At 70.8% G+C, this 21,177-nt stretch carries 24 protein-coding genes and 1 pseudogene; 6 read left to right on the forward strand and 19 right to left on the reverse strand.

Annotated elements, in window-relative coordinates; translation table 11 throughout:
• Window positions 1–79 precede the first annotated feature (79 nt).
• Window positions 80–1,423, reverse strand: coding sequence for a glycosyl hydrolase family 18 protein (locus ABZ671_RS30720; protein WP_357864678.1), 1,344 nt, complete (start codon window positions 1,421–1,423; stop codon window positions 80–82).
• 171 nt (window positions 1,424–1,594) lie between these two features.
• On the opposite strand from ABZ671_RS30720, the gene ABZ671_RS30725 reads away from it, so the two are divergent.
• Complete coding sequence (locus tag ABZ671_RS30725) at window positions 1,595–2,827, forward strand: ROK family transcriptional regulator (RefSeq protein WP_357864680.1); 1,233 nt, start codon at window positions 1,595–1,597, stop codon at window positions 2,825–2,827.
• 49 nt (window positions 2,828–2,876) lie between these two features.
• On the opposite strand, the gene ABZ671_RS30730 is transcribed toward ABZ671_RS30725, so the two are convergent.
• The 14 genes and pseudogenes from ABZ671_RS30730 to ABZ671_RS30795 all read right to left on the reverse strand — a co-directional run bounded on the left by ABZ671_RS30730 (window position 2,877) and on the right by ABZ671_RS30795 (window position 14,629).
• On the reverse strand, window positions 2,877–4,340 hold the full coding sequence (locus tag ABZ671_RS30730) for a GH1 family beta-glucosidase (RefSeq protein ID WP_357864682.1): 1,464 nt from the start codon (window positions 4,338–4,340) through the stop codon (window positions 2,877–2,879).
• A gap of 45 nt (window positions 4,341–4,385) precedes the next feature.
• Window positions 4,386–5,402, reverse strand: a complete 1,017-nt coding sequence (locus tag ABZ671_RS30735) for an ABC transporter ATP-binding protein (protein ID WP_357864684.1) — start codon at window positions 5,400–5,402, stop codon at window positions 4,386–4,388.
• Window positions 5,399–6,436: an ABC transporter permease gene (locus tag ABZ671_RS30740; RefSeq protein ID WP_357864686.1), complete on the reverse strand. Its 1,038-nt coding sequence runs from the start codon at window positions 6,434–6,436 to the stop codon at window positions 5,399–5,401. Before ABZ671_RS30740 ends, ABZ671_RS30735 begins: the two co-directional genes overlap by 4 nt.
• Window positions 6,437–6,439: 3 nt before the next feature.
• Window positions 6,440–7,420 carry an ABC transporter permease gene (locus ABZ671_RS30745; protein ID WP_357864688.1) on the reverse strand — a complete coding sequence of 327 codons (981 nt, stop codon included), beginning with the start codon at window positions 7,418–7,420 and terminating at the stop codon, window positions 6,440–6,442.
• Window positions 7,417–8,466, reverse strand: coding sequence for an ABC transporter ATP-binding protein (locus ABZ671_RS30750; RefSeq protein ID WP_357864690.1), 1,050 nt, complete (start codon window positions 8,464–8,466; stop codon window positions 7,417–7,419). The genes ABZ671_RS30745 and ABZ671_RS30750 overlap by 4 nt, the downstream gene beginning before the upstream one ends.
• A 93-nt stretch (window positions 8,467–8,559) precedes the next feature.
• A complete protein-coding gene (locus tag ABZ671_RS30755) occupies window positions 8,560–10,239 on the reverse strand; it encodes an ABC transporter substrate-binding protein (RefSeq protein WP_357864692.1) in 1,680 nt (559 codons plus the stop codon).
• A gap of 57 nt (window positions 10,240–10,296) precedes the next feature.
• Window positions 10,297–11,394 (reverse strand): LacI family DNA-binding transcriptional regulator, encoded by a 1,098-nt coding sequence (locus tag ABZ671_RS30760; protein WP_357864694.1) that lies wholly within the window; start codon window positions 11,392–11,394, stop codon window positions 10,297–10,299.
• A gap of 219 nt (window positions 11,395–11,613) precedes the next feature.
• Window positions 11,614–12,402, reverse strand: coding sequence for an FkbM family methyltransferase (locus ABZ671_RS30765; RefSeq protein WP_357864696.1), 789 nt, complete (start codon window positions 12,400–12,402; stop codon window positions 11,614–11,616).
• Between the two features lie 184 nt (window positions 12,403–12,586).
• Window positions 12,587–12,967 (reverse strand): YccF domain-containing protein, encoded by a 381-nt coding sequence (locus ABZ671_RS30770; protein ID WP_357864697.1) that lies wholly within the window; start codon window positions 12,965–12,967, stop codon window positions 12,587–12,589.
• Window positions 12,968–13,023: 56 nt separating this feature from the next.
• On the reverse strand, window positions 13,024–13,410 hold the full coding sequence (locus ABZ671_RS30775; protein ID WP_357864721.1) for a VOC family protein: 387 nt from the start codon (window positions 13,408–13,410) through the stop codon (window positions 13,024–13,026).
• A complete protein-coding gene (locus ABZ671_RS30780; RefSeq protein ID WP_357864699.1) occupies window positions 13,410–13,691 on the reverse strand; it encodes a helix-turn-helix domain-containing protein in 282 nt (93 codons plus the stop codon). The genes ABZ671_RS30775 and ABZ671_RS30780 overlap by 1 nt, the downstream gene beginning before the upstream one ends.
• On the reverse strand, window positions 13,688–14,092 hold the full coding sequence (locus ABZ671_RS30785) for a VOC family protein (protein ID WP_357864701.1): 405 nt from the start codon (window positions 14,090–14,092) through the stop codon (window positions 13,688–13,690). The genes ABZ671_RS30780 and ABZ671_RS30785 overlap by 4 nt, the downstream gene beginning before the upstream one ends.
• 74 nt (window positions 14,093–14,166) lie before the next feature.
• Window positions 14,167–14,368: pseudogene (locus ABZ671_RS30790) on the reverse strand (LuxR C-terminal-related transcriptional regulator); the annotation flags it as partial.
• A gap of 69 nt (window positions 14,369–14,437) precedes the next feature.
• Window positions 14,438–14,629 carry a hypothetical protein gene (locus ABZ671_RS30795; RefSeq protein WP_357864702.1) on the reverse strand — a complete coding sequence of 64 codons (192 nt, stop codon included), beginning with the start codon at window positions 14,627–14,629 and terminating at the stop codon, window positions 14,438–14,440.
• Between ABZ671_RS30795 and ABZ671_RS30800 the strand changes: the two genes are divergently transcribed.
• A complete protein-coding gene (locus ABZ671_RS30800) occupies window positions 14,628–14,774 on the forward strand; it encodes a hypothetical protein (protein WP_357864704.1) in 147 nt (48 codons plus the stop codon). The two genes, ABZ671_RS30795 and ABZ671_RS30800, sit on opposite strands and share 2 nt — an antisense overlap.
• An 11-nt stretch (window positions 14,775–14,785) precedes the next feature.
• Here ABZ671_RS30800 and ABZ671_RS30805 read toward each other — a convergent pair whose 3' ends face one another.
• The 3 genes from ABZ671_RS30805 to ABZ671_RS30815 are packed head-to-tail and all read right to left on the reverse strand — an operon-like array spanning window position 14,786 to window position 17,725.
• Window positions 14,786–15,355: a DUF3105 domain-containing protein gene (locus tag ABZ671_RS30805; RefSeq protein WP_357864706.1), complete on the reverse strand. Its 570-nt coding sequence runs from the start codon at window positions 15,353–15,355 to the stop codon at window positions 14,786–14,788.
• Window positions 15,352–16,566 (reverse strand): hypothetical protein, encoded by a 1,215-nt coding sequence (locus ABZ671_RS30810; protein WP_357864707.1) that lies wholly within the window; start codon window positions 16,564–16,566, stop codon window positions 15,352–15,354. Before ABZ671_RS30810 ends, ABZ671_RS30805 begins: the two co-directional genes overlap by 4 nt.
• Window positions 16,567–16,621: 55 nt before the next feature.
• Window positions 16,622–17,725 (reverse strand): ThiF family adenylyltransferase, encoded by a 1,104-nt coding sequence (locus tag ABZ671_RS30815; protein WP_357864709.1) that lies wholly within the window; start codon window positions 17,723–17,725, stop codon window positions 16,622–16,624.
• Window positions 17,726–18,328: 603 nt separating this feature from the next.
• Between ABZ671_RS30815 and ABZ671_RS30820 the strand changes: the two genes are divergently transcribed.
• The 3 genes from ABZ671_RS30820 to ABZ671_RS30830 all read left to right on the forward strand — a co-directional run bounded on the left by ABZ671_RS30820 (window position 18,329) and on the right by ABZ671_RS30830 (window position 20,216).
• Entirely contained in the window at window positions 18,329–18,484 is a 156-nt protein-coding gene (locus ABZ671_RS30820) for a hypothetical protein (protein ID WP_357864711.1), read from the forward strand.
• The gene (locus ABZ671_RS30825; protein ID WP_357864713.1) at window positions 18,481–19,623 is read left to right on the forward strand and encodes an acyl-CoA dehydrogenase family protein; all 1,143 of its coding nucleotides are present in this window, start codon (window positions 18,481–18,483) and stop codon (window positions 19,621–19,623) included. The genes ABZ671_RS30820 and ABZ671_RS30825 overlap by 4 nt, the downstream gene beginning before the upstream one ends.
• Before the next feature lie 86 nt (window positions 19,624–19,709).
• On the forward strand, window positions 19,710–20,216 hold the full coding sequence (locus ABZ671_RS30830; RefSeq protein WP_357864715.1) for an Lrp/AsnC family transcriptional regulator: 507 nt from the start codon (window positions 19,710–19,712) through the stop codon (window positions 20,214–20,216).
• Here ABZ671_RS30830 and ABZ671_RS30835 read toward each other — a convergent pair.
• Window positions 20,146–20,757, reverse strand: a complete 612-nt coding sequence (locus ABZ671_RS30835; RefSeq protein WP_357864717.1) for a histidine phosphatase family protein — start codon at window positions 20,755–20,757, stop codon at window positions 20,146–20,148. The two genes, ABZ671_RS30830 and ABZ671_RS30835, sit on opposite strands and share 71 nt — an antisense overlap.
• Window positions 20,758–20,923: 166 nt before the next feature.
• Between ABZ671_RS30835 and ABZ671_RS30840 the strand changes: the two genes are divergently transcribed.
• Window positions 20,924–21,103 carry a CsbD family protein gene (locus ABZ671_RS30840; RefSeq protein ID WP_357864719.1) on the forward strand — a complete coding sequence of 60 codons (180 nt, stop codon included), beginning with the start codon at window positions 20,924–20,926 and terminating at the stop codon, window positions 21,101–21,103.
• Window positions 21,104–21,177 lie beyond the last annotated feature (74 nt).

A 21,177-nucleotide genomic window follows, 5' to 3' on the forward strand; every position in this document is an offset into this window, starting at 1 on the left:
CTGCTGGTCGCCCCGGGCGGCACGATCCGCCCGGTGCACTTCGACGTCGTCGAGACCGATGAGGTCCGGCGGGCCCGGGTCAGCGGCCCTGGAGGGACTTGACGTTGTCGCCGAAGGTCCAACTCTTCGAGCCGTCCCAGTTGATCGACCAGGTCATCAACCCCTTGAGACCGCCCTGGTACGTGTTCCACGCCTGTGCCACCAGGGACGGCGCCAGGTACCCGCCACCGGCGCCGGACTGCGCGGGCAGGCCCGGCACCTGCTTGTCGTAGGGGACGCGGATGGTGACGCCCTGCACGACCAGGCCGGTGTTGAGGCAGTTGGTCTGCGCGACGAAGCCCGGCACGGTGCCGGCGGGGTACGAGTCGCCGGAGCAGCCGTACATGCTGCCGTTGTAGTACTGCATGTTGAGCCACCAGAGCCGGCCGCTGTCGACGTACCGCTTGACGATCGGCAGGTACGCACCCCAGATGGACCCGTAGGTGACGCTGCCGCCGGTGACGTACGCGGTCTCCGGGGCCATGGTGAGCCCGAAGCCCGCGGGCATCTGGGCGAGCACCCCGTCGATGATGCGGACCAGGTTGGCCTGCGAGGTGGACAGTTGGTTGATGTTGCCGCTGCCGGTGAGGCCGGTCTCGATGTCGATGTCGATGCCGTCGAAGTTGTATCGCTTGAGGATCGGCACCACGGTGGCGACGAACCGGTCGGCGACCGCGCTCGAACTGAGGTCGATGCCGGCGGTCGCGCCGCCGATCGACAGCAGGACGGTCAGGCCGGCGGCCTTGGCCTGGCACACCTCGGCGGGGGTGGGCACCTTGACGCCGGCGTCCATGCCGTTCTCCCAGAGCGCCGTGCCATCGGCGCGGATCACCGGGAAGGCGGCGGTCACCACGTTGTAGCCGTGTGAGCGGATACGCGAGTCGGTGATCGGAATCCAGCCGAGCCCGGGGTGCACGCCCGCGCCGGCCCAGCTTTCCCAGTAGCCCTGGAGCACCTTGCCGGCCGGTCGTGACTTCAGCGCGCAGGTGTCCCCGCCCGGCGGTGGGCTCGACGACGTCGGGGTGGGCGTCGGGGTGCGGCTCGGTGACGCGGTGGGCGTGGGGGAGGGGGACCTGGTGGGCGTCGGCGTGGGCGACGGGGTGCCGCCGTCGCAGGCGCCGAGGTCGCTCCAGAGGGCCGGGGTGGCCGGCGGGGTCCAGCCGGCGCCGACCGGTGGGGTGTGGGTCTGCAGCGCCTGGTAGAGGCGGCTGGCGTAGGTGGCCTTGCTGCCCGCGGTCCAGGTGATGCCCTCGGCCCAGGCCGGGGCGCTGCACGCCACGAGCACGGTCTGGCCGCCGCTGGCGGCGAGCCCGGTGGCGGCCGGTAGGGCGGCGAGCAGTAGGGCGCCACCGAGCAGTGCGGTCAACCCACGTCGAAGTCGCATGACATGCCTCCTCATCGATGCGCCGCAGGCTATCAGTTAACTTTATTAAATGTAAATGCGCAGTAGGCTGACGCTGCTTGTTTCATGACCTGAACGGACGTCGCCCCGCCGGCGGCGCCCAGGGAGAGGACGGCGGCGGACATGGACGCCAGACGCACCACTGTGCGCGACATGCGCCGTGCCAACCGATCGGTGCTGCTCAACCGGATCTGGTTGGACGGGCCGCTCAGCCGTCACGAACTCGGCCAGACCACCGCGCTGAGCCTGGCCAGCGTGAGCAACCTGGTCGGCGAGATGATCGCCGAAGGGCTCGTCGAAGAGGCCGGCTCGGTGGAGTCCGACGGCGGCCGCCCCCGCGTGCTGCTGCGCGTCGCCCCCGGCTACGGCTACCTGGTCGGCGCCGACGTCGGCGAAACCCGGGTCCAGGTCGAGCTGTTCGATCTGGCGATGACCGCCCGCGCCAAGGCCGAGTACCCGATCGCCGCCACCGGACCCGACCCGCGCGACGTGGCCACCCATCTGCTGCACGGCCTCGACGCGGTGACCGAGCAGGCCGGCGTCGACCCGGCCGCGGTGCTCGGCTTCGGCGTCGCGGTGTCCGGCACGGTCGAGCGCACCGCCGACGCCGTCGTGCACGCGCAGACCCTCGGCTGGGCCGGCGTGCCGCTCGGGGCGATGCTGCGGGCCGGCACCGACATTCCCGTCCACATCGACAACGGCGCGAAGACCCTCGGCCAGGCCGAGATGTGGTTCGGCGCCGGTCGGGGCGTCCGGCATGCCGTCGTCGCGCTGGTCGGCTCCGGCGTCGGGGCCTGCGTGGTCGCCGACGGCGTGGGCTACCGCGGCGCGCACAGCAGCGCCGGCGAGTGGGGCCACACCACGATCGTGTACGGCGGCCGCCGCTGCCGATGCGGCAACCTCGGCTGCCTGGAGGCGTACGTCGGGGCGGAGGGGATCCTCGACCGGTTCCGGCAGGCCAACCGGGGCCGCCCGGCGGCCGGCGCGGACGAGGAGACCGCCTTCGGCGAGCTGCTACGGTCCACCGGGCGCGCGGCCGCGACGGTGCTCGACGACACGGTCGGCTACCTCGGCGCCGGTGTGGCGAACCTGGTCAACCTCTTCAACCCGGAGCGGGTGGTGCTCGGCGGCTGGGCCGGGCTGGCCCTGGGCGAGCGCTACCTGCCGCAGATCCGCGCGGCCACCGCGCGGCACGCGCTGCGCCAGCCGTACGCCCAGACCTCGATCGAGCTGTGCCGGCTCGGGCCGGACGCGGTCGCGATGGGCGCGGCCACTCTGCCGATGGCCCGGCTGCTGCGCGACGGTGGCGTGCCCCGCGAACCGGCCGCCCGCGTGGTCCCGGCGTCGACGCGGCCGGTGCAGCGGGCCCGGGCGCGGGCCCGCTGAGCCGTCGGCCGGCGCCGAAAGCCGCCGCCGGCCGACCAGGGGTCGAGAGTCAGCGACTTCCGCGCACCCGGCGGATGGTGTCGCGGTACCAGTGGGCGCTGCGCTTCGGCGTGCGCCGCTGGGTGTCATAGTCCACCCGGACGATGCCGAACCGCTTGTCGTAGCCGTACGCCCACTCGAAGTTGTCCAGCAGCGACCAGGCGAAGTAGCCGCGCACGTCCGCGCCGGCCTGCCGGGCCCGGGCCGCCGCCCGCAGATGCTCGGCCAGGTACGCCACCCGGTCGTCGTCGGCGACGAACCCGTCGGCGTCCGGCCGGTCGTCGAAGGCCGCACCGTTCTCGGTGATCACCAGCGGCACGCCCGGGTAGTCCCGACCCAGCCGGACCAGCAGGTCGGTGAAGGAGTCCGGCACGATCTCCCAGTCCATCGCGGTACGCGGCAGGTCCCGCCGGAGCACCCGCCGCACCGGCCGGCCCGCGTCGTCTCGCTCCCGGCCCTGTTCGTCGACGCCGGAGAAGAGCTGCCCGAAGTAGAAGTTGACGCCCAACACGTCGATCGGGGTGGCGATGACCGCCAGATCCCCGTCGGCGACCGGGATCCGAACGCCCTCGGCGGCCAGGTCGGCCACCACGTCCTGCGGGTAACGGCCGCGCAACAGCGGGTCCAGGTAGAGCCGGTTGCCCAGCCCGTCCGCGGCCCGGGCGGCGTCCCGGTCGGCCGCGCTGTCGGTGGCCGGATCAGCGGTGGCCAGGTTGAGCGTGATGCCCAACTCGATCGGGCTCGCCGCCGCCGCCCGCAGCCGTTGGGCCGCCAGCCCGTGGCCGAGCAGCAGGTGGTGGGCGGCCGCGATCGCGTCGCCCAGGTCCCGCCGGCCCGGGGCGTGCGCGCCGTACGCGTACCCGAGCATCGCCGAGCACCACGGCTCGTTCAGGGTGGTCCAGGTTTTCACCCGGTCGCCGAGCGCGGCGAAGACCAGTTCGGCGTAGTCGGCGAACCGGTGGGCGGTGTCCCGGTGCGGCCAGCCGCCCGCGTCCTCCAGCTCCTGCGGCAGATCCCAGTGGTAGAGCGTCACCCACGGGTCGATTCCCCGGCCGAGCAGCTCGTCCACGAGCCGGTCGTAGAACGCCAGGCCGGCCGGGTTGGCCGGCCCGCGACCGCCCGGCTGCACCCGCGGCCACGCCACCGAGAAGCGATAGGTGTCCAGGCCCAGCTCGGCGATGAGGGCCACGTCTTGCGGCATCCGGTGGTAGTGGTCGCAGGCCACGTCACCGTTCTCCCCGTTGACCACCGCCCCCGGCACTCGGCAGAAGGTGTCCCAGATGGACGGCGTGCGGCCGTCCTCGGCCACCGCGCCCTCGATCTGGTACGACGAGGTCGCCACCCCCCACCGGAAGGTCGGCGGCAGGGTGTCGATCGGGTCGGCCGGCCCGTGCGACGGATCCGGCTCGGCGCGTCTGACGCCGCGCCGCGACCCGGAACCGTCGATGGTCGGCTGGGTGAGGTCGCTGTCCATGATTCTCCTCGCGGTCGCGAACGTGCTTGCTCGGATGGTGGTGGCTCAGTGGGAGACCCGTGCCGCGGTGGGGTGCAGCCAGCAGGCGACGGCGCGCCCCGGGCGGTCGCCACCGGGCGGGCCCAGCGGCGGCAACTCCTTGTCGCACGGGCCGAACGCCTGCGGGCAGCGCGGGTGGAACGCGCACCCGCGCGGCATGGCGCGCAGGTCGGGCGGCGAGCCGGGGATGCCGGTCAGCTCGCGGCGCGGGCCACGCAGCGCCGGAAAGGAATGCAACAACCCGTCGGTGTACGGGTGCAGCGCCCGCCGGTACAGCTCGGCAGCGGGCGCCTGCTCGACGATCCGGCCGCCGTACATGATGGCGATGCGGTCGGAGAACTCCACCAGCAGCGACAGGTCATGGGTGATGAACAGCACCGCGAAGCCCAGCCGCTCGCGCAGCTCGGCGAGCTGGCCGAGGATCTGCCGCTGCATCACCACGTCGAGCGCGGTGGTCGGCTCATCCATGATGACCACCTGCGGCTCCAACGCCAGCGCCATGGCGATCATGACGCGTTGCCGCATCCCGCCGGAGAGCTGATGCGGGTAGCTGTCCAGCCGGTCGGCGGAGATGCCGACCAGCCGCAGCAGCTCCCGTGCCCGAGCCAGCCGGCCCGCCGCCGTGCTCCTCGGCTCGTGCGCCTTGATCACGTCGAGCACCTGGGTGGAGACCCGGTGCACCGGGTTGAGCGAGTTCATCGCCCCCTGGAACACGATGGACAGCTGCGCCCAACGGAACCGCCGCAGCTCGGCCGGGGTCAGGGTCAGCACGTCGACCGGCGGGCCGTCGACCGGCTGGTAGATCACCTGCCCACCGCTGATCACGCCGGGCGGCGGCAGCAGGCGGGTCAGCCCGTACGCCAGGGTGGACTTGCCACTGCCGCTCTCCCCGGCCAGCCCCAGCACCTCGCCCCGGTACAGGGTCAGGTCGACGTCGCGGACCGCGTGCACCGCCGCGTCGCCGAGCCCGTAGTCGACGCGGAGCCCACGGATCTCCAGGACGGGCGCACTCCTCGCGCTCACGGGGCCTCCTTTTGAAGGCGCGGTCGCGGCACCTCGGCCGGCGGCGCCAGGACGGGGGTGAAGCCGACCCGCATCCGGACGGTGCGCCCGTCGGCGGTGCGGATGCGGGTCCGGCCGCCGCTGCGCAGCCGGGGGCTGACGAACTCGTCGATGCCGAAGTTGATCAGAGCGAGGGCGGTGCCGAGCAGCGCGATGGCCAGGCCGGCGGGGACGAACCACCACCAGGCGCCCTGGGCGAGGGCCTGCTGGCCCTGCGCCCAGAACAGGATCGTGCCCCAGTTCCACGAGGAGACCGACGAGATGCCGATGAACGCGAGAGTGATCTCCGACATGACCGCGAAGATCACCGTACCGACGAAGCCGGACGCGATGATCGCGGTGAGGTTGGGCAGGATCTCGAACAGGATGATCCGCCAGGTCCGTTCGCCGGTGGCCCGCGCCGCCTCGACGTAGTCACGGCGACGCAGCGACAGTGTCTGCGCGCGTAGCACCCGGGCACCCCAGGCCCACGACGTGCAGCCGATGATGAGGGCGACCAGCGTGTCGCTGGCCTGCTCGACGATCGACGTGACGATGATGATCAGCGGCAGCGCCGGGATCACCAGGAACACGTTGGACAGCGCCGAGCCGGCCTCGTCGGCCACCCCGCCGAGGTAGCCGGACGTCACGCCGATGAGGATGGACAGGATCGTCGCCAGGACACCGGCGACCAGGCCCACGACGACGACGCTGCGAGTGCCGACGAGGATCTGGCTGAAGATGTCCTGACCGAGATGCGTGGTGCCGAACCAGTGCCTGGCCGACGGCGCCTGCAGGACGTCGGCGCTGCGCGCGTCCGGGCCGTACGGCGCCACCCACGGGCCGATGATCGCGAAGAGGCCGTAGCCGGCCAGGACGACGAGGCCGGTCGCGGCCTTGGCGCTGGCCATGAACCGGAACCGGCGTCGCTTCGCCCGGCCGGGCGTGGCCGACGGCTGGGCCATCGCGCCCTGGCCGGGGATGACCTGCTCGATACTCGACGATGGAATCGTCATTGATCAACCACTCTTTCGCGTCCGCGGGTCGAGGAGCAGGTACGCGACGTCGGCGATGAGGTTCGCCACCAGCACGGAGATCGTGATGATCAGGAAGATTCCCTGCATCAGCGGGTAGTCCTTGTAGCCGACCGCCTGGAACAGTTGGAAGCCGAGACCCGGGTAGGAGAAGACGATCTCCACCAGCAGGGTGCCGCCGACGATGAACCCGAGCGACAGCGCGAAGCCCGAGACGTTGGGCAGCAGCGCGTTGCGGGCGGCGTAACTCAGGGCCACCCGCCGCTCCGACAGGCCCTTCGCGTGGGCGACCGTGATGTAGTCCTCTGACGAGACGGTGACCATCATGTTGCGCATGCTGAGCAGCCACCCGCTCATCGAGGAGACCAGGATGGTGGCGGCCGGCAGGATGCTGTGTTGGATCGCGCTCGGGATGAAGTACTGGTCGAACGCCGGCACGAGGCCCGGCTCGTAACCGCCGGACGACGGGAAGAAGCTGCCCGGCCCGGCGAACAGGGCGATCGCGACGAGACCCAGCCAGAAGTACGGGATCGAGGACAGGAACGTCGTGGCCGGCAGCAGCCCGTCGATCCACGAGCCGCGCCGCCAGCCGGCGCCCACGCCGAGCGCGGTGCCGAGGAAGAAGCTGATGATCGTGGTGATGCCGACCAGGCCCACCGTCCACGGCAGGCTGTCGCCGATGACCGTCGACACCGGCGTCGGGAAGAACGTGAAGGACAGCCCGAGGTCACCGTGGAAGAGCTGCTTCCAGTAGTCGACATACTGCTGCCCGAGGCTCTGATTTTTGTCCAGCCCGAACAGCACGCGAAGAGACTGGATGGCGTCCGCGCTGATCCGGCCCTGGTTACGCGAGATGAGGGACTGAACCGGGTCGCCCGGGATCATCCGCGGGATGAAGAAGTTGAGCGTGATCGCCGCCCACGCGGTGAACAGGTAGAAGGCGACGCGCTGGAGCAGGAACCTCATCGCGCCTCCCCGGGGAGGTAGAGCCAGCACGCGGCCCAGTGGCCGGGCCGGTCGCCGATCTCCAGCCGGGGCGGCAGGTCGACCGCGCAGCGGGGCATGGCGTGCGGGCAACGCGGGTGGAAGCGGCAGCCGGCCGGCGGCCGGATGAGGCTGGGCGGCTCCCCATCGCCGCGCTCCCGGGTGGCCTCCGCGGCACCGGTGATGCTGTCGGGGTCGGGCGCCGACTCGATGAGCAGGCGGGTGTACGGGTGTGCCGGGTGCTGCGTGACCGTTTCGCTGTCGCCACCCTCGACCAGTCGGCCGGCGTACATCACGATCGTCTCGTCGGCGAAGTAGCGGGCCGAGGCGATGTCGTGCGTGATGTACAGGATGGCGAGGTTGAGCCGCTGCTTGAGGTCGCGCAGCAGGTTGAGCACGCCGAGGCGGATCGAGACGTCGAGCATGGAGACCGGCTCGTCGGCGAGCAGCACCTGCGGGTCGGCGCCGAGCGCCCGGGCGATCGCGACGCGCTGCCGCTGGCCGCCGGAAAGCTCGTGCGGGAACACGTCCAGGTAGCGCTCGGGTGGCGTGAGACTGACCCGGGTGAGCAGGTCGGCGAGGGCCCTGTCCAGGTCCGCGGCGGTGCGGCCGGCGTTGCCGTGGATCCGCAACGACCGGGTGAGGTGGTAGCGGACCGTGTGTACCGGATTGAGTGACGCGAACGGGTCCTGCAGGATCAGCTGGACGCGTCGCACGTACGACCGGAACGCCCGACCGCCACGGACCCGGCTCGCTGCCCCGTGCAGCCGGATGTCGCCGGCGGTGCGGCGGTAGAGCTGGGCCAGCAGCCGGGCCACCGTGGACTTGCCGGATCCGGATTCTCCGACCAGCGCGGTCACCCGGCCGCGGCGAAGCGCGAACGACACGTCGTCGACGGCGTGGACGGCCGCCGGTGTCCGGGAGAAGAGGTCACGCAGTCGTTTGCGGACGGGGAAGTGCTTGGTCAGGCCGACGGCCTCCAGCACCACCTCGTTGACCGGCGCCGCCGCGCTTTCGCTCAACGTCATGCCGACTTCCTGTCGTCGGGAGTGTCTTCGTCACCGAGGGTTGTGACCGCCTCCCCGGTCGGCCGCAGCCAACCGGGGAGGCGGCGCCGCGGGTCAGCTACCGGCGGGCTTGAGGTGCAGGACCACGTCCAGCGCGTTGGGTTGGGTGGGCTGCATCGCGCCGTACGGGTTCGAATCGTCCGGCCAGCCGATCCAGTTCTTCGTGCTGTACGCGCCCCCGATGTTGTCCGCGCCGACCGGAATCATCGGCATCTGCTCGACGAACACCTTCTGCAGGGTGTTCATCGCGTCGGTCCGGACGGCCTCGTCCGTCGCGTTCGCGTAGGCCTTCAAAGCATCGGTCGCCTGCTGGTTGTTGAAGCGGCCGAAGTTGCCCGCCGGGGAGGCGGTGCCGATCGGCTTGCGCTGCGCGCCGTCCATGACGGTCCGGTAGATGTCGTACGGCGTGGCACCGCCCTCGGTCCACCGGAAGGCGGCGTCGAAGTTGCCCTGCTCGACGTTGCGGAACCAGGCGTCCTGGTTGGCCTTGTCGACCGTGGCGGAGATGCCGATCTTGGACAGGTTGTCCTTCACGATCTCGAGGCTGGTCTGGTAGTCGGACCAGCCGGCCGGGTCGGTCAGGGTCAGCTTGACGGGCTTGCCGGTCTTGTCCTTGAGGGTGTTGCCGTCGAGCTGGTAACCGGCACCGGTGAGCAGCGCCTTGGCGCCGTCCACGTCGACCTTTTGGTCCTGGCCCTTGAACTCCGGGGCGATGAACGCGTCACCGGCAGGGCTGGGCAGGCCGGTCACGCTCTTCACCAACGGGTGGAAGTAGCCGGCCTCGGCGGTGGTGAAGATGTCCTCGCGGTCGATGACCATGTTCATCGCCCGGCGCAGCACCGGATCGTCGAACGGCTTCTTCGTGGTGTTGATGTACAGGCCGTGGATGCCCAGGACCGGCGGCGCCCACACCTTGTGGTGGGCCGGGTCCTTGTCGACGAAGACGGCCGTGTAGTTGGGGATGAAGACGAAGCTCCACTCCGACTCGCCGTTGGCGAGGGCGGTGGTCTGCGCGCTGTTGTCGGTGTACGACGTGAAGCGCAGCTCCTTGACCTTCGGCAGGTCCTGCCAGTAGCCGCCGTCGCGCACGGTGAGGGTCGTGGTGGCCGGGGTGAAGGACTTGAGCGTGTACGGGCCGCTGCCCACGGGCTGCTTGACCGGGTCGGTCGTCGGGTCGCTGATCTTCTCCCAGATGTGCTTGGGGACGATCGGCACCCGCCACAGGACCTTCTGCTGGCTGACGAACTGTGGGCTGGACATCGTGATGGTGACCTCGTTGCCGCTCGCCGTCGCATCCGTGTACGGCACGCCCTGGTCGTTCAGCGCCGGGAACTTCTTGACCAGGTTGTAGGTGAACGCCACGTCCTCGGCCGTGAGCTTCTGGCCGTCCGACCAGGTGGCGTTGTCACGGATGGTGACCTTGACCGAGGTGTAGTCCGACGACCACTCGGCCTTGGTGGCCAGCCACGGCTTCATCGGATCGGCCGGCTTCACCGGGTTCCACATCATCAGCGGCTCGTAAATTTGCCAGCGGTAGCCCAGCGACGCCGCGGCCGAGGTGGTGAGGAACGGGTTGTTGTTCTCGGCCTGCGGGCCGTTCGGCATGCCGGCGTTCAGCACGGTGGCCGCTTGGGCCTTGTTCTTGTTGGCGTTCGGGCTGTCGCCGCAGGCGGCGAGGGTTGCCAACGCCGTCACGCTCGCCAGGGCGAGAGCGAGGCTGCGTCTGACGCGCATGTGTTCCTCCCGGTCGTGGTGGGGGTTCGGTGGGCTCGTCGGCGGAACGGGTGTGCGTCACCGCGGCGGAATGCGGGGGACGCCCCGCCGGGGGTCGGCGGATCTGCTGGTGGAACGGCTCCGGCTCGGGTCGGAGCGGCCCGACGGCTCGGCGGTCGATGCTCCGGTCGAGCCTCGGACGATCAGGGTGGTGGGAATGATGCTGGGGGTGTCGGGCAGCGGCACACCCTCGAAGTGCGACAACAGCATCCGGGCCGCGGCCTCGCCCATCTCACGCATCGGTTGGTGCACCGTGGTCAGTGGCGGTTCGGTGTGCGCCGCGTACGGGATGTCGTCGAAACCGACGACCGCGACATCCTCCGGGACCCGGCGGCCCGCCTCCCGAAGCGCCTGCAGGGCACCGCCGGCCGATAGGTCGTTGTGGGCGAAGACGGCGTCGAAGTCGAGGCCGGCCTCGGTCAGCCCCCGGACGGCACGGTTGCCGGAGTCGAAGGTGAAGTCACCCTCGACCACGAGCCGTGGATCCAACGGCAGGCCGGCCGCGTCGTACGCCTCGGCGAATCCGGCCAGCCGCTCCTGCGTGCAGCCGAACTCGTCGAAACCCTTGATCACCAGTGGTCGACGCCGACCCCGCTTGAGCAGATGGCAGGCGGCTGACTCGCCGCCGCTGCGGTTGGTCGTGGCGACGGACGGAAAGGGCCGCTGCCGAGCGCGGTCGTCGATGAGGACCACCGGTAGGCCGCGGGCGTGCGAATCGGCAATGTAGTCGAGGCTGCCCTCGGGTTCGATCGCGAGCAGCCCGTCGAACGACTTCGCCGAGACCTGCGAGGCGAGTTGCCGCAGTGACTCCTCGCCGCGGTTGCACGTGAAGAGCAACAGCCCGTACCCGGCGCTCTCCACCGTGTCGACCGCGCCCTGCAGCACCTCGCCCATCCAGGGCCAGGTCAGGGCCGGCACCAGCATCCCGACCACGCCGGTCCGGCCGCGGGCGAGGCCGACCGCGCGGGCGCTCGGCACGTACCCCAGGTCGCTGATGACGGCGCGGACCCGTTCGGCGGTGTGGGCGTGCACCTCACCCTTGCCGTTGAGCACCCGGGAGACCGTCGTCTTGCTCACTCCCGCCCGAGCGGCGACGTCGGCGATGGTGGTCGGCACGTCACACTCCCGGGTCGCAGCGGTGAGGCGGGTGGCGCGGAACCGGTTTCGGAACCGGTTGCATCGCAGTGAATCGAAGTGATGCCGGTCACGTCAATCACGGCGAGATAACGAAACATGGCTAAGTTCAAAAGATTAAGAAAGTGGCCTCGGCGTCGGGTCCGGTGTGGAGCGTGAATCTGTGCGCTGAGCAGCTTCGATGTCGCCCGGTCGCTCGGCCTACGCGGTCACCGGCTCCTCGGGCACGCAGTACACGTCGCCCGAGTTGGCCTCGTGCGGCAACGCCCGCAGGTACGCCGCCACCTGTGCCGCCGGCAGCCAGCGCGGCAGGGCGAGGCCCATCTCGTCGCCGAGCGCGACGTTGAACCTGGTGAAGCCGAGCCCGGTCACCCGGTCGAGGCAGCGCGGGGCCAGTTCCCGGGCGACGGTGGTGAACTCGAACGACAGCGCCGGCAGCCGGCGGCTCAACCCGGCCAGCACGGCGTCCTCGAAGCCCTCCACGTCGATCTTGACAAAGGCCGGTACGCCGTGCGCGGCGATGAGCCGGTCGAGGGTGGTGGTGGCGACCTCGATCTCGGCGTCCCAGGTCTCGCCCTCCCAGCCGCCGGCGCCGGCCGCGGCCTGCACGAAGTGGGGGGACGCGGTGGAAACCGTCGGGTTGGCGGAATTGACCTGCAGTCGGACCCGGCCCGGCCGCACCCCGCAGGCCGCCTCGACCACCGTCACCCGTTCGTCGGCGGAGTAGAGCGCGCGCAGCACCCGGACGCAGGGCGGTTGCGGCTCGACCGCCACCACGCGGGCGCCGAGGCGGCGGAAGCTGCCGAGCCGGTCGCCGACGTGCGCCCCGACGTCGAACACCAGGTCGCCGGGGCGCACGAAACGCGCGTAGAAGGCGTCCATCGCCGCCTCCCGGGCCGGGTCCCCGTAGTACGCCTCCAGCGACCGGCGCAGGCCCGAGAGGGCCGGATCCGCCTTGAGTGCCTCGATCACACCGATATGACCGCCCACTGCCTCGACCGTAGTCACGCCACCGCAAAGCCGAGGGTCATTCAGACGACCCGGCGTTCCGCCCCGCCAAACCCAGCCTCCTAGGATGCCTTAGAGGTGGTGACCCCTCATGCCGTAGGCGGTGGCATCCCGTGGGGTGGGACACCGCCGCCTACTGGTCTGAGTGTGTGTCTGTCGAGGGCGATCAGGGAGTGTCGACGACCTGCTGGCCGAGCGGCCAGAGCGCCGCCGGCACGAGCTTGAAATTCGCCACCCCGAACGGGATGCCGATGATGGTGACGCAGAGAGAGACGCCGGCGATGATGTGCGACAGCGCGAGCCACCAGCCGGCCAGCAGCACCCACAGCAGGTTCGCGACGCCGGAGCCGATCCCGGCGCCCGGCTTGGGAACGAGGGTGCGTCCGAAGGGCCAGAGCGCGTACGAGGCGAGGCGGAGCGAGGCCACCCCGAACGGGATGGTGACCACCAGCGCGAAGCAGATCAGCGCGGCCACCCCGTAGCCCAGGGCGAGGACGAAACCGCCACCGAAGACGAGCCACAACAGGTTCAAGATGAAACGGATCACGCGTTCCATCGTGGCCGGGGCGCGCAACGGTCGGCCAGCCGGGGTCCGGCTGCGGGTCAGACGCTGCTCGCGATCTGGATCAGATTCCCGCACGTGTCGTCGAGCACCGCGGTCGTCACCGCGCCCAACTCCAGCGGCGGCTGGGTGAACACGACGCCGAGCGCCCGCAGCCGGTCGAACTCCGCGTGGACGTCGTCGACGGCGAACGAGGTGAACGGGATGCCGTCGGCGACGAGCGCCTGCCGGAACGGACCGACCGCCGGATGGCCGGCGGGTTCGAGCACGAGTTCGACCCCGTCGGGATCGGCGGGGGAGACGACGGTGAGCCAGCGGTGCTCGCCGAGCGGGATCTCGGTCTTCTTCTCGAAGCCCAGCACCTCGGTGTAGAACGTCAGCGCCTTCTCTTGATCATCGACGAAGACGCTGGCCAGGTTGACGCGGATCACGGTCCCTCCTCGGGGATCGGCCACCGATCGACGACCGCGCGCAGTGGCCTGAAGTCGGCGTGGTGGAACTTGTAGCGACCGCTTCGCTCGAAGCGCACGAGCCCGGCTTCCGCGAGGGTGTCGAGGTGCTGCGAGATCGCCTGGCGGGAGGATCCGATGTTGTGCCTGGTCGTCAGCCGCGCGCAGATCTCGAAGAGGGTCTGCCCGTCCCGCTCGGCCAGTTCGTCGAGGATCGCCCGGCGGGTGGGGTCGGCGAGCGCGGCGAAGACGTCGGTCACGGCAGGTTGAGCTGCCAGGACACCCCGAAGCGGTCGTTCACCCAGGCGAAGCGGGTGCTGAAACCGTAGTCACCGAGCGGCATGAGTTCCGTTCCGCCCTTGGCGAGCGCCTGGTGGAGGCGGGTCAGCTCGGCGTCGTCCCGGCACTGCACGAACAGCGACAGCGAGGGGGTGAACGTGAAGCCGTGGCGCACGGAGCTGTCACTGCACAGGACGCGCTGCCCCGCCACGCGGAACTCGGCGAGGTGCACGCTGCCGGCGGTGTCGGGGGTGTCGCTCTCGCGCCGGGTGACAGAGAGGATTTCGCCGTCGTCGAACAGCGAGACGTAGAAGTTCATGGCCTCGGTGGCGGCGCCTTCGAACATCAGGAACGGGGTGAGCGTGGTGTCCCGGTCGGTCATCGCGTCGGCTCCGGTCCTCGACCGGCCTGATGCCGGCGTCTGCCGGACACGTTAGGCAAGTGTTCACTTGCGTGTCAAAGGTGACGCGCCGGTGACGCCGGCGCCACCAGACCCGATTCGTACGCCACGATGACGAGCTGGGCCCGGTCCCGGGCGTCGAGCTTGGCGAGCAAATGCCCGCACGGTGGCCGGGCTGAGATGCAGATGCCCGGCGATCTCCGAATTGGACAGGCCACGGGCGATGAGCGTCAGGACCTCCCGCTCCCGGTCGGTGACCCGGTCGAGGTCGCCCGCGAGCGGGCGGGTTGGCCTGGTCGTCGGCGATGAGCACGCGGATCGGATCGGTCACGGCTCACAGGGTAGGCGCGCGGACACGCTGAACCCGCCCTCCGGCCGGGGCCCGGCGTGGAACGAACCGCCGTACATCAGGACCCGCTCCCGCATGCCGATCAGCCCGTGCCCGGCGTGCCGGTCGGGCGGCGGCATCCGCTTTCCGGGTCCGTCGTCGGTCACCTCGACGCGGACCTCGCCGGGCATGGTGGTCATGCACCTTGTCGGGCCGGGGGACGACCCGCGCTTCGCCCGTCCCTACGGCCCGTGGACCGGGGTGGGGATCATGGCGCTGTGGACGGCGGTGGCGCTGCTCGTCGGGTATGTCGCGGTGCGCCGCCGGGACGCGTGAGGGCCGCCGGGTCAGGGCTGCAGGCAGTCGGTGGCGCCGTCCTGCCAGCCGTGGTTGTAACGGCCGGCGACCCGGGTGATGAACTCTTCGACGGCCTGCTCGTCGAGGGTGTCGAGCCGTTGCAGCCGCTGCCAGCCGGTGAGGCCGATGCCGTGTCCCAGGGCCGGGTAGGGGGCCACGACGGCGTCCCGTGGGTGCCGTCGGCCGAGACGCTCCAGCGCGCGGATGTCGTCGGCGGACACGTCGCGGGCGTACTGCACCAGCACGTGACCGTGTTCCAGGACGTGCACCTGCAGTTCCTCGGGCACCGGGTCCCGGTAGATGCCGGGGACGACCACCCGGGGCGAGTGCGGCCCGGAGGTGGGCGGCATGGTGCGGTACGGCTCGTGCGCTGCGCCCTCGTACGGGATGTGCCGGTCACCCTCGAACGGTTCGGGGATGCCGGGGATCCGGTCGCAGGGGAGCGCGGTGTCGTTTCTGGACAGGCCGAGCAGCACGCCGGCGCCGAGGCTGGACATGGTGATCACGCTCAGCGTGGTGACCGCCGCGCTGACCAGCGTGCCCCACCAACGACGGCTCATGCCGCAGCCCTCCTGGCGCGAAGACGGTTACGCACGATGACGCCTAGCGGCAGCAGCAGGTTCAGCGACGCGAGCAGCAGCAGCGCGACCCCCTCCCACCAGTACGCGCTGGTCAGTGGCGCGCCGATCAGCACCCCGCCGGCCCAGCCGAGGGTGACCTTGGCGCTCGGCCAGACGAAATGCACGGCGAACCAGACCATCCAGGTGATCCCGGCGAGGTAGAGCAGCCGGTACCAGCGGGACACCCGTAGGTCCCGGTCGTGCGCGTCGCGCAGGACGGTTTCCTCGGCCGGGGTCAGCCGGCGGATGAGGCGTTTCAGCGACAGCCGGGTGACCTCGTTCAGGTTCCGGCACCCGGTTGCGGTCGCCATCACCAGGTACATGTCGGTGCGCAGGTAGGCCAGCGTCTGGAAGGCGAGCTTCACCACCTGGCTGAACACCACCATGGCCAGGAACCGGATCAGGCCCGGGGGCAGGTCGATCCAGCCCCGCGACCAGGCGAAGCGGGGTGCGACGGCGCTGAACAGCAGCACACAGTCGATGGCCATGCCAGCCAGGAAGGGCCCGTAGCGGCGCTCGGGCGGCAGTGCCCACAGCCCGGACAGGTCGGTCTCCAGGACCGGGAAGATGCCCCGCCGTTCCACCCGCAGCCGTGATGGTACGCCGACCGCCGCCCCGGCGAGGGCGTGCCACACCTCGTGCACCATGGTGAGCGCGACGATCACCACGTTGGCGATCACCAGGCTGAGCACCAGGTCGGGGACGAGGAAGGCGTCTTCGTACGTGGGCAGCAGCGACGGTTCGGCGGCGAACATGGCCAGGGCCGCGAGCAGGCAGCCGAGGTAGCAGGCCCACGCGGCCCGGCCGAACAACGGCCGCACGTAGCGGGCGGGGATCCGCGAGATCGACCAGTGTCGGGCGGTGGCCGGTGCCCCGGTGTCGGTGGGGTTCCCGTCGATGACGCCGGCGTCGACCAGCACCGCCACGAAGTCTGCCACGTCGACGGCCTCGCCGGTCTCCCGTTCCACCTGGTCGGTGGCCTCGGCGATGGTGTGGCCGGCCGCGAACAGCGCCACCAGTCGGGCTCCGACCTCGGGCACCACCACGAAGGTGCCGGTCGCCGGGTCGCCGACGACGTACTCGTCGTCGTCCTCGCGGCGGACCACCAGGTGGGCGACCCGGGGGCGGCTGTCGGCGTCGAGCGCGATCACCGGGCCTGCCTCTCGTTCACGACTGCGGGGCTCCGCTGCGCTGCACTCCTCGTGCTCACTGCTCCTCCACCAGCCAGCCGCAGGTCTCGCACTTCTGACCGGGCCTGGGGCGCACCGTGTAGTGGTAGGTGAGGTCGGTGAGGCTGAGGTGGAACATCAGGCCGCGGGTGCTGGTGGGGATGCCGGCCAGGTGGTAGACGGCGTCGAGGGCGGCCAGGTGGCCGGTGAGGTTGGCCGACGGGGCGATCACCGCGTGCCCGGTGAACGGGAAGAGGTCCTCCGGTTCGGTGCCGTAGTGCTCGCGGAGCCGGTCGCCGACGCTGGGCAGGCAGGCCTGGCAGCAGGTCTGCCCCGGCACGAACAGGCCGACCACGGCCATCGGTCCGGCGTACTGGGCGAGCAGCCAGGGCGTGCCGGTGCGCAGGGCAGCGGTGTTGGTCCATTCGCGAATGGCTTCCTGCGGCTGGTCGGCGCAGAGCACCAGCAGGTCACGGTCGCGCATCAGCCGGGTCATCGTCTCGCTGGAGTCGACCCGGGTCTCCTCCCCGGTGACCGTCACGTGGGAGTTGAGCCGGCGCAGTCGCCGTACGGCGGTGGTGAGCTTCGGCGTGCCGATGTCGTCCTCGGTGTAGAGCAGTTGGCGGGTCAGGTTGCCCGGCTCCACCCGATCGAAGTCGACACAGTGCACGTCGCCGACGCCGGCGGCGACCAGGGCCGCGGCGACGGCGGAGCCGGTGCCGCCGAGACCGACCACGGTCACCCGGCTGCGCTTGAGCCGGGACTGCGCCTCGAATCGGGAGGGACGCGGGGTGAGGTCGACCCAGGCGTAGTAGGTGAGCGCCCGGTCGTACCGGTCGAGCTCGGCCGGGCTCAGGTTCGCGGGTGGGGGCGCCGCCGCGTCCTCCACGTAGCCCGCGTCGATGATGGTCTGCAGCGCGTCCGCGGCTTCCTCGGCGGCCAGGTCGGGCCGCTGCGCGGCCAGCGCGGCGAGTATCTCGGCACGGGTGCGGGTGCCGTCCATCAGGCCCAGCAGCGACCACAGGGTGCCGTCCTCGTCGTCGATCTCCGCGCCGATTCCCAATTGTCGCCCACCGATGTTGATCAGCGTGGGAGTGAGCCGTACCGGCTTGTGAATTCCCTTGATCCGTGGTCGTCGCATCGCGCCGCGCTCCTGTTCGATGAGTCGGCCGGGGGGTGGCGTTCCACCACCCCCCGGCCGAATTGTGGATCAGCCGCAGCCGTCGCTGCGGCAGCCCGGGTCGACGATGAGGGCGGTGGTCTCGAGCTTCTCGAGCTTGCGCACGACGATCTTGGCCGGCTTGCGCGTGGTCTGGACCTTCTGCTCCATGGGCTTCCTCCAGCGGAGTGAGAGGGATCTGGCGCCGCGGTACTCGCGCCGACCCCCATTAGAGCACCCGCGATAACCATTCACAATATTCAACGTCCTTAAATTGACGATGTTTTTCTAGCCCAATTAGCGTGCTGTCGGAACGGGCTGGAACATGGTCCTATAAAAACCGCGCGGATGCATTTCTGCGGCATGGCCGACGCTGTCGGACAGATCATTTACGCGACTTAGGTGAGGCTATGAGCGATTGCCGGGGCAAAGGCGTCGATAGCCGTGGATGAACCCTCTGCGCTCCCGTTTGTGACGGTCTGAGGCGCCGCGCGCCAACATCAGACGCACGTGGCGGGCGGCCGGCCACCGAAAGTCCGGCTGACCGACTCCCGCCATCACCCAAACGACCGTTAAGCTCAGGCGGTGGGAACCGACGAGCTGTACCCGGCCGAGTGGCCGGTCTCCGCGCAGCGGGCCACCGCCACCGCCACCGCCGGCGGCTACGGCGACGCGTTCCCGTACCGCACCGGCCACGGCAGCGGTCTCAACACCATTTCCACGGAGCTCATCGCGCTATGACTGTCGACCGGATCCTCCCCACCGACGAGGCCCACGACCTGTTGGACCTCGCCACCGAACTCGCCGATCGAGAGCTCGCCCCGAAGGCCGCCGGCTTCGAGGAACGCGCCGAGTTCCCCCGCGAGGTGCTGCGCACCCTGGGCCGGGCCGGTCTGCTCGGCCTGCCGTATCCGGAGGAGCACGGCGGGGCCGCCCAGCCGTACGAGGTCTACCTGCAGGTGCTGGAGATCCTCGCCAGCCGCTGGCTCGCCGTCGCCGAGGCGGTCAGCGTGCACACCCTGTCCTGCTATCCGCTCGCTCAGTTCGGCACCGACGAGCAACGCAAGCTGCTGCCCGACATGATCGGTGGGGAGCTGCTCGGGGCGTACTGCCTCTCCGAGCCGCAGGGCGGCTCCGACGCCGCGGCCCTGACCACGAAGGCGGTGCGGGACGGCGCCGACTACGTGGTGTCCGGGACCAAGGCGTGGATCACCCACGCCCGGGTGGCGGACTTCTACAACATTTTCTGCCGCACCGGTGGCCCCGGCCCGAAGGGCATCTCCTGCCTCCTCGCGGACCGCGGCACCGCCGGGATCCACCCGCAGGCCGTCGAGCGGACCATGGGCCTGCACGCCTCCCCGGTCGCGCAGATCGCCTTCGACGACGCCCGGGTGCCCGCCGAGCGGCTGATCGGGGGCGAGGGGTCGGGTTTCACCATCGCCATGTCCGCCCTGGACTCCGGTCGGCTGGGCATCGCCGCCTGCGCGGTCGGCCTGGCCCAGGCCGCGCTGGACTACGCGGTCGACTACGCGAAGCAGCGGCAACAGTTCGGCCGGTCGATCATCGACTTCCAGGGGCTCGGCTTCACCCTCGCCGACCACGCCACCCAGATCTCCGCGGCCCGCGCGCTCATGCTGTCCGCCGCCCGGCTGCGCGACGCCGGCCGGCCGTACTCGATCGAGGCGGCGAAGGCGAAGCTGTTCGCCACCGACGTGGCGATGCGGGTGACCATCGACGCGGTGCAGGTGCTGGGCGGGGCCGGCTACGTCGCCGACCACCCGGTCGAGCGCTACCTGCGGGAGGCGAAGGTGCTGCAGATCGTGGAGGGCACCAACCAGATCCAGCGGCTGGTCATCTCCCGCGCGTTGGCCAAGGGCTGACCGTGCGCGACCGGACGGCCCGCCGAGCAGACGTCTCGGCGGGCCGGGTACGGCGTGACGGCGTTTTTACGGGTAGGTTGCACCGCGTGGAGGAGATCGACCGGGCCATCGTCGCCGCGCTGACCGGGGACGGTCGGCTGTCGTACACCGACCTCGCCGAACGGGTGGGGCTGTCGGTGTCCGCCGTGCACCAGCGGGTCCGCCGGCTGGAGCAGCGCGGCGTCATCAAGGGCTACGCCGCGCGCGTCTCGTTCGAGGCGTTGGACCTGCCGCTGACCGCCTTCGTGGCGATTCGGCCGTTCGATCCGTCGCAGCCGGACGACGCGCCGGAGCGGCTGGCCCACCTGTCCGAGATCGACTCGTGCTACTCGGTCGCGGGGGAGGACTTCTACCTGCTGCTGGTGCGGGTGGCCAGCCCGGCGGACCTGGAACGGGTGCTCCAGGAGATCCGGACGGCGGCCAACGTCACGACGCGTACCACGGTGGTGCTCTCCACGCCGTACGAGAACCGGCCGCCGCGGCTCAGTGCCGAGCTGCCTGAGCGGGGGCGGTCTCGGACGGCGGCGGAGCCGGCTGGTTCCAACGCAGGATGACCCGCCGACCGTGTTCGTGACCGAGCACGCTGACGGTGGCGGTGTCCAGCCGTAGCAGCCCACCGGCCGACGGGGGCAGGCCGATCCAGCGGGCGCCGATCACCCGCAGGCTGTGCGCGTGGCCGATCAGGGCGACGCTGCCCTGCTCCAGCAGGGGGGTGACCGCGGCGAGCACCAGGTCGGCGCGCTCGCCGACCTGTGCCGGTGACTCGCCGCCGGGGGCACCGTCGGTCCAGATGGTCCAGTGCGGATGTTCGGCGTGGACGTCGGCGGTGGTGCGTCCCTCGTACTCGCCGTAGTTCCATTCGGTCAGGTCGGCGTCGGTGGCGTCGACGTGGAGGCCGGCGAGGTGCGCGGTGCGGATCGCTCGTTGGCGAGGGCTGGACAGGACACGGACGAAGCGGCGGCCGGCGAGCAGCCCGCCGAGTGCGCGGGCCTGCCGCTCCCCGTCGGGGGTCAGCGCCAGGTCGGTGTACGAGGTGTGCCGGTGACTGGCGCTCCAGGTGGTCTCGCCGTGCCGGATCAGCAGGAGTTCTCCCATTCGCCCAGTTAACCAGCGTCGGGCCCCAGGGCTTCACCTAGTGTCCTAGGACGCCCTAGCGGTGGCGATGCCCGCCGCCCCGCGACAGACGTTTCAACGGGGCGAGCTCCGGGGACGCGACACCGAGGCGGGCCGAGCGGCCCGAGCACCCAGCGAGGGGAGTGTCATGAGCTTCACCGACAAGGCCAAGGCCAAGGCCCAGCAGATGAGTGGCCTCGCCAAGGAGCGGATCGGCGACGCCACCGACAACCAGCGCCTGCAGGCGGAGGGTGCCAGAGAGCAGCGCACGGCGCAGGACCGCCAGCGAGAGTCCGGCCGTGATGTGCGGAACGCCTTCGAGAAGTGACCCATGCGGCGGCTTCGGTGTGGTCAGTCTCTTCGTCGCCGAGGTGGTCGAGAAGGTCTCGCTCGGTGTCTACT

Source organism: Micromonospora sp. NPDC006766, assembly GCF_040636055.1.
Taxonomy (GTDB): domain Bacteria; phylum Actinomycetota; class Actinomycetes; order Mycobacteriales; family Micromonosporaceae; genus Micromonospora.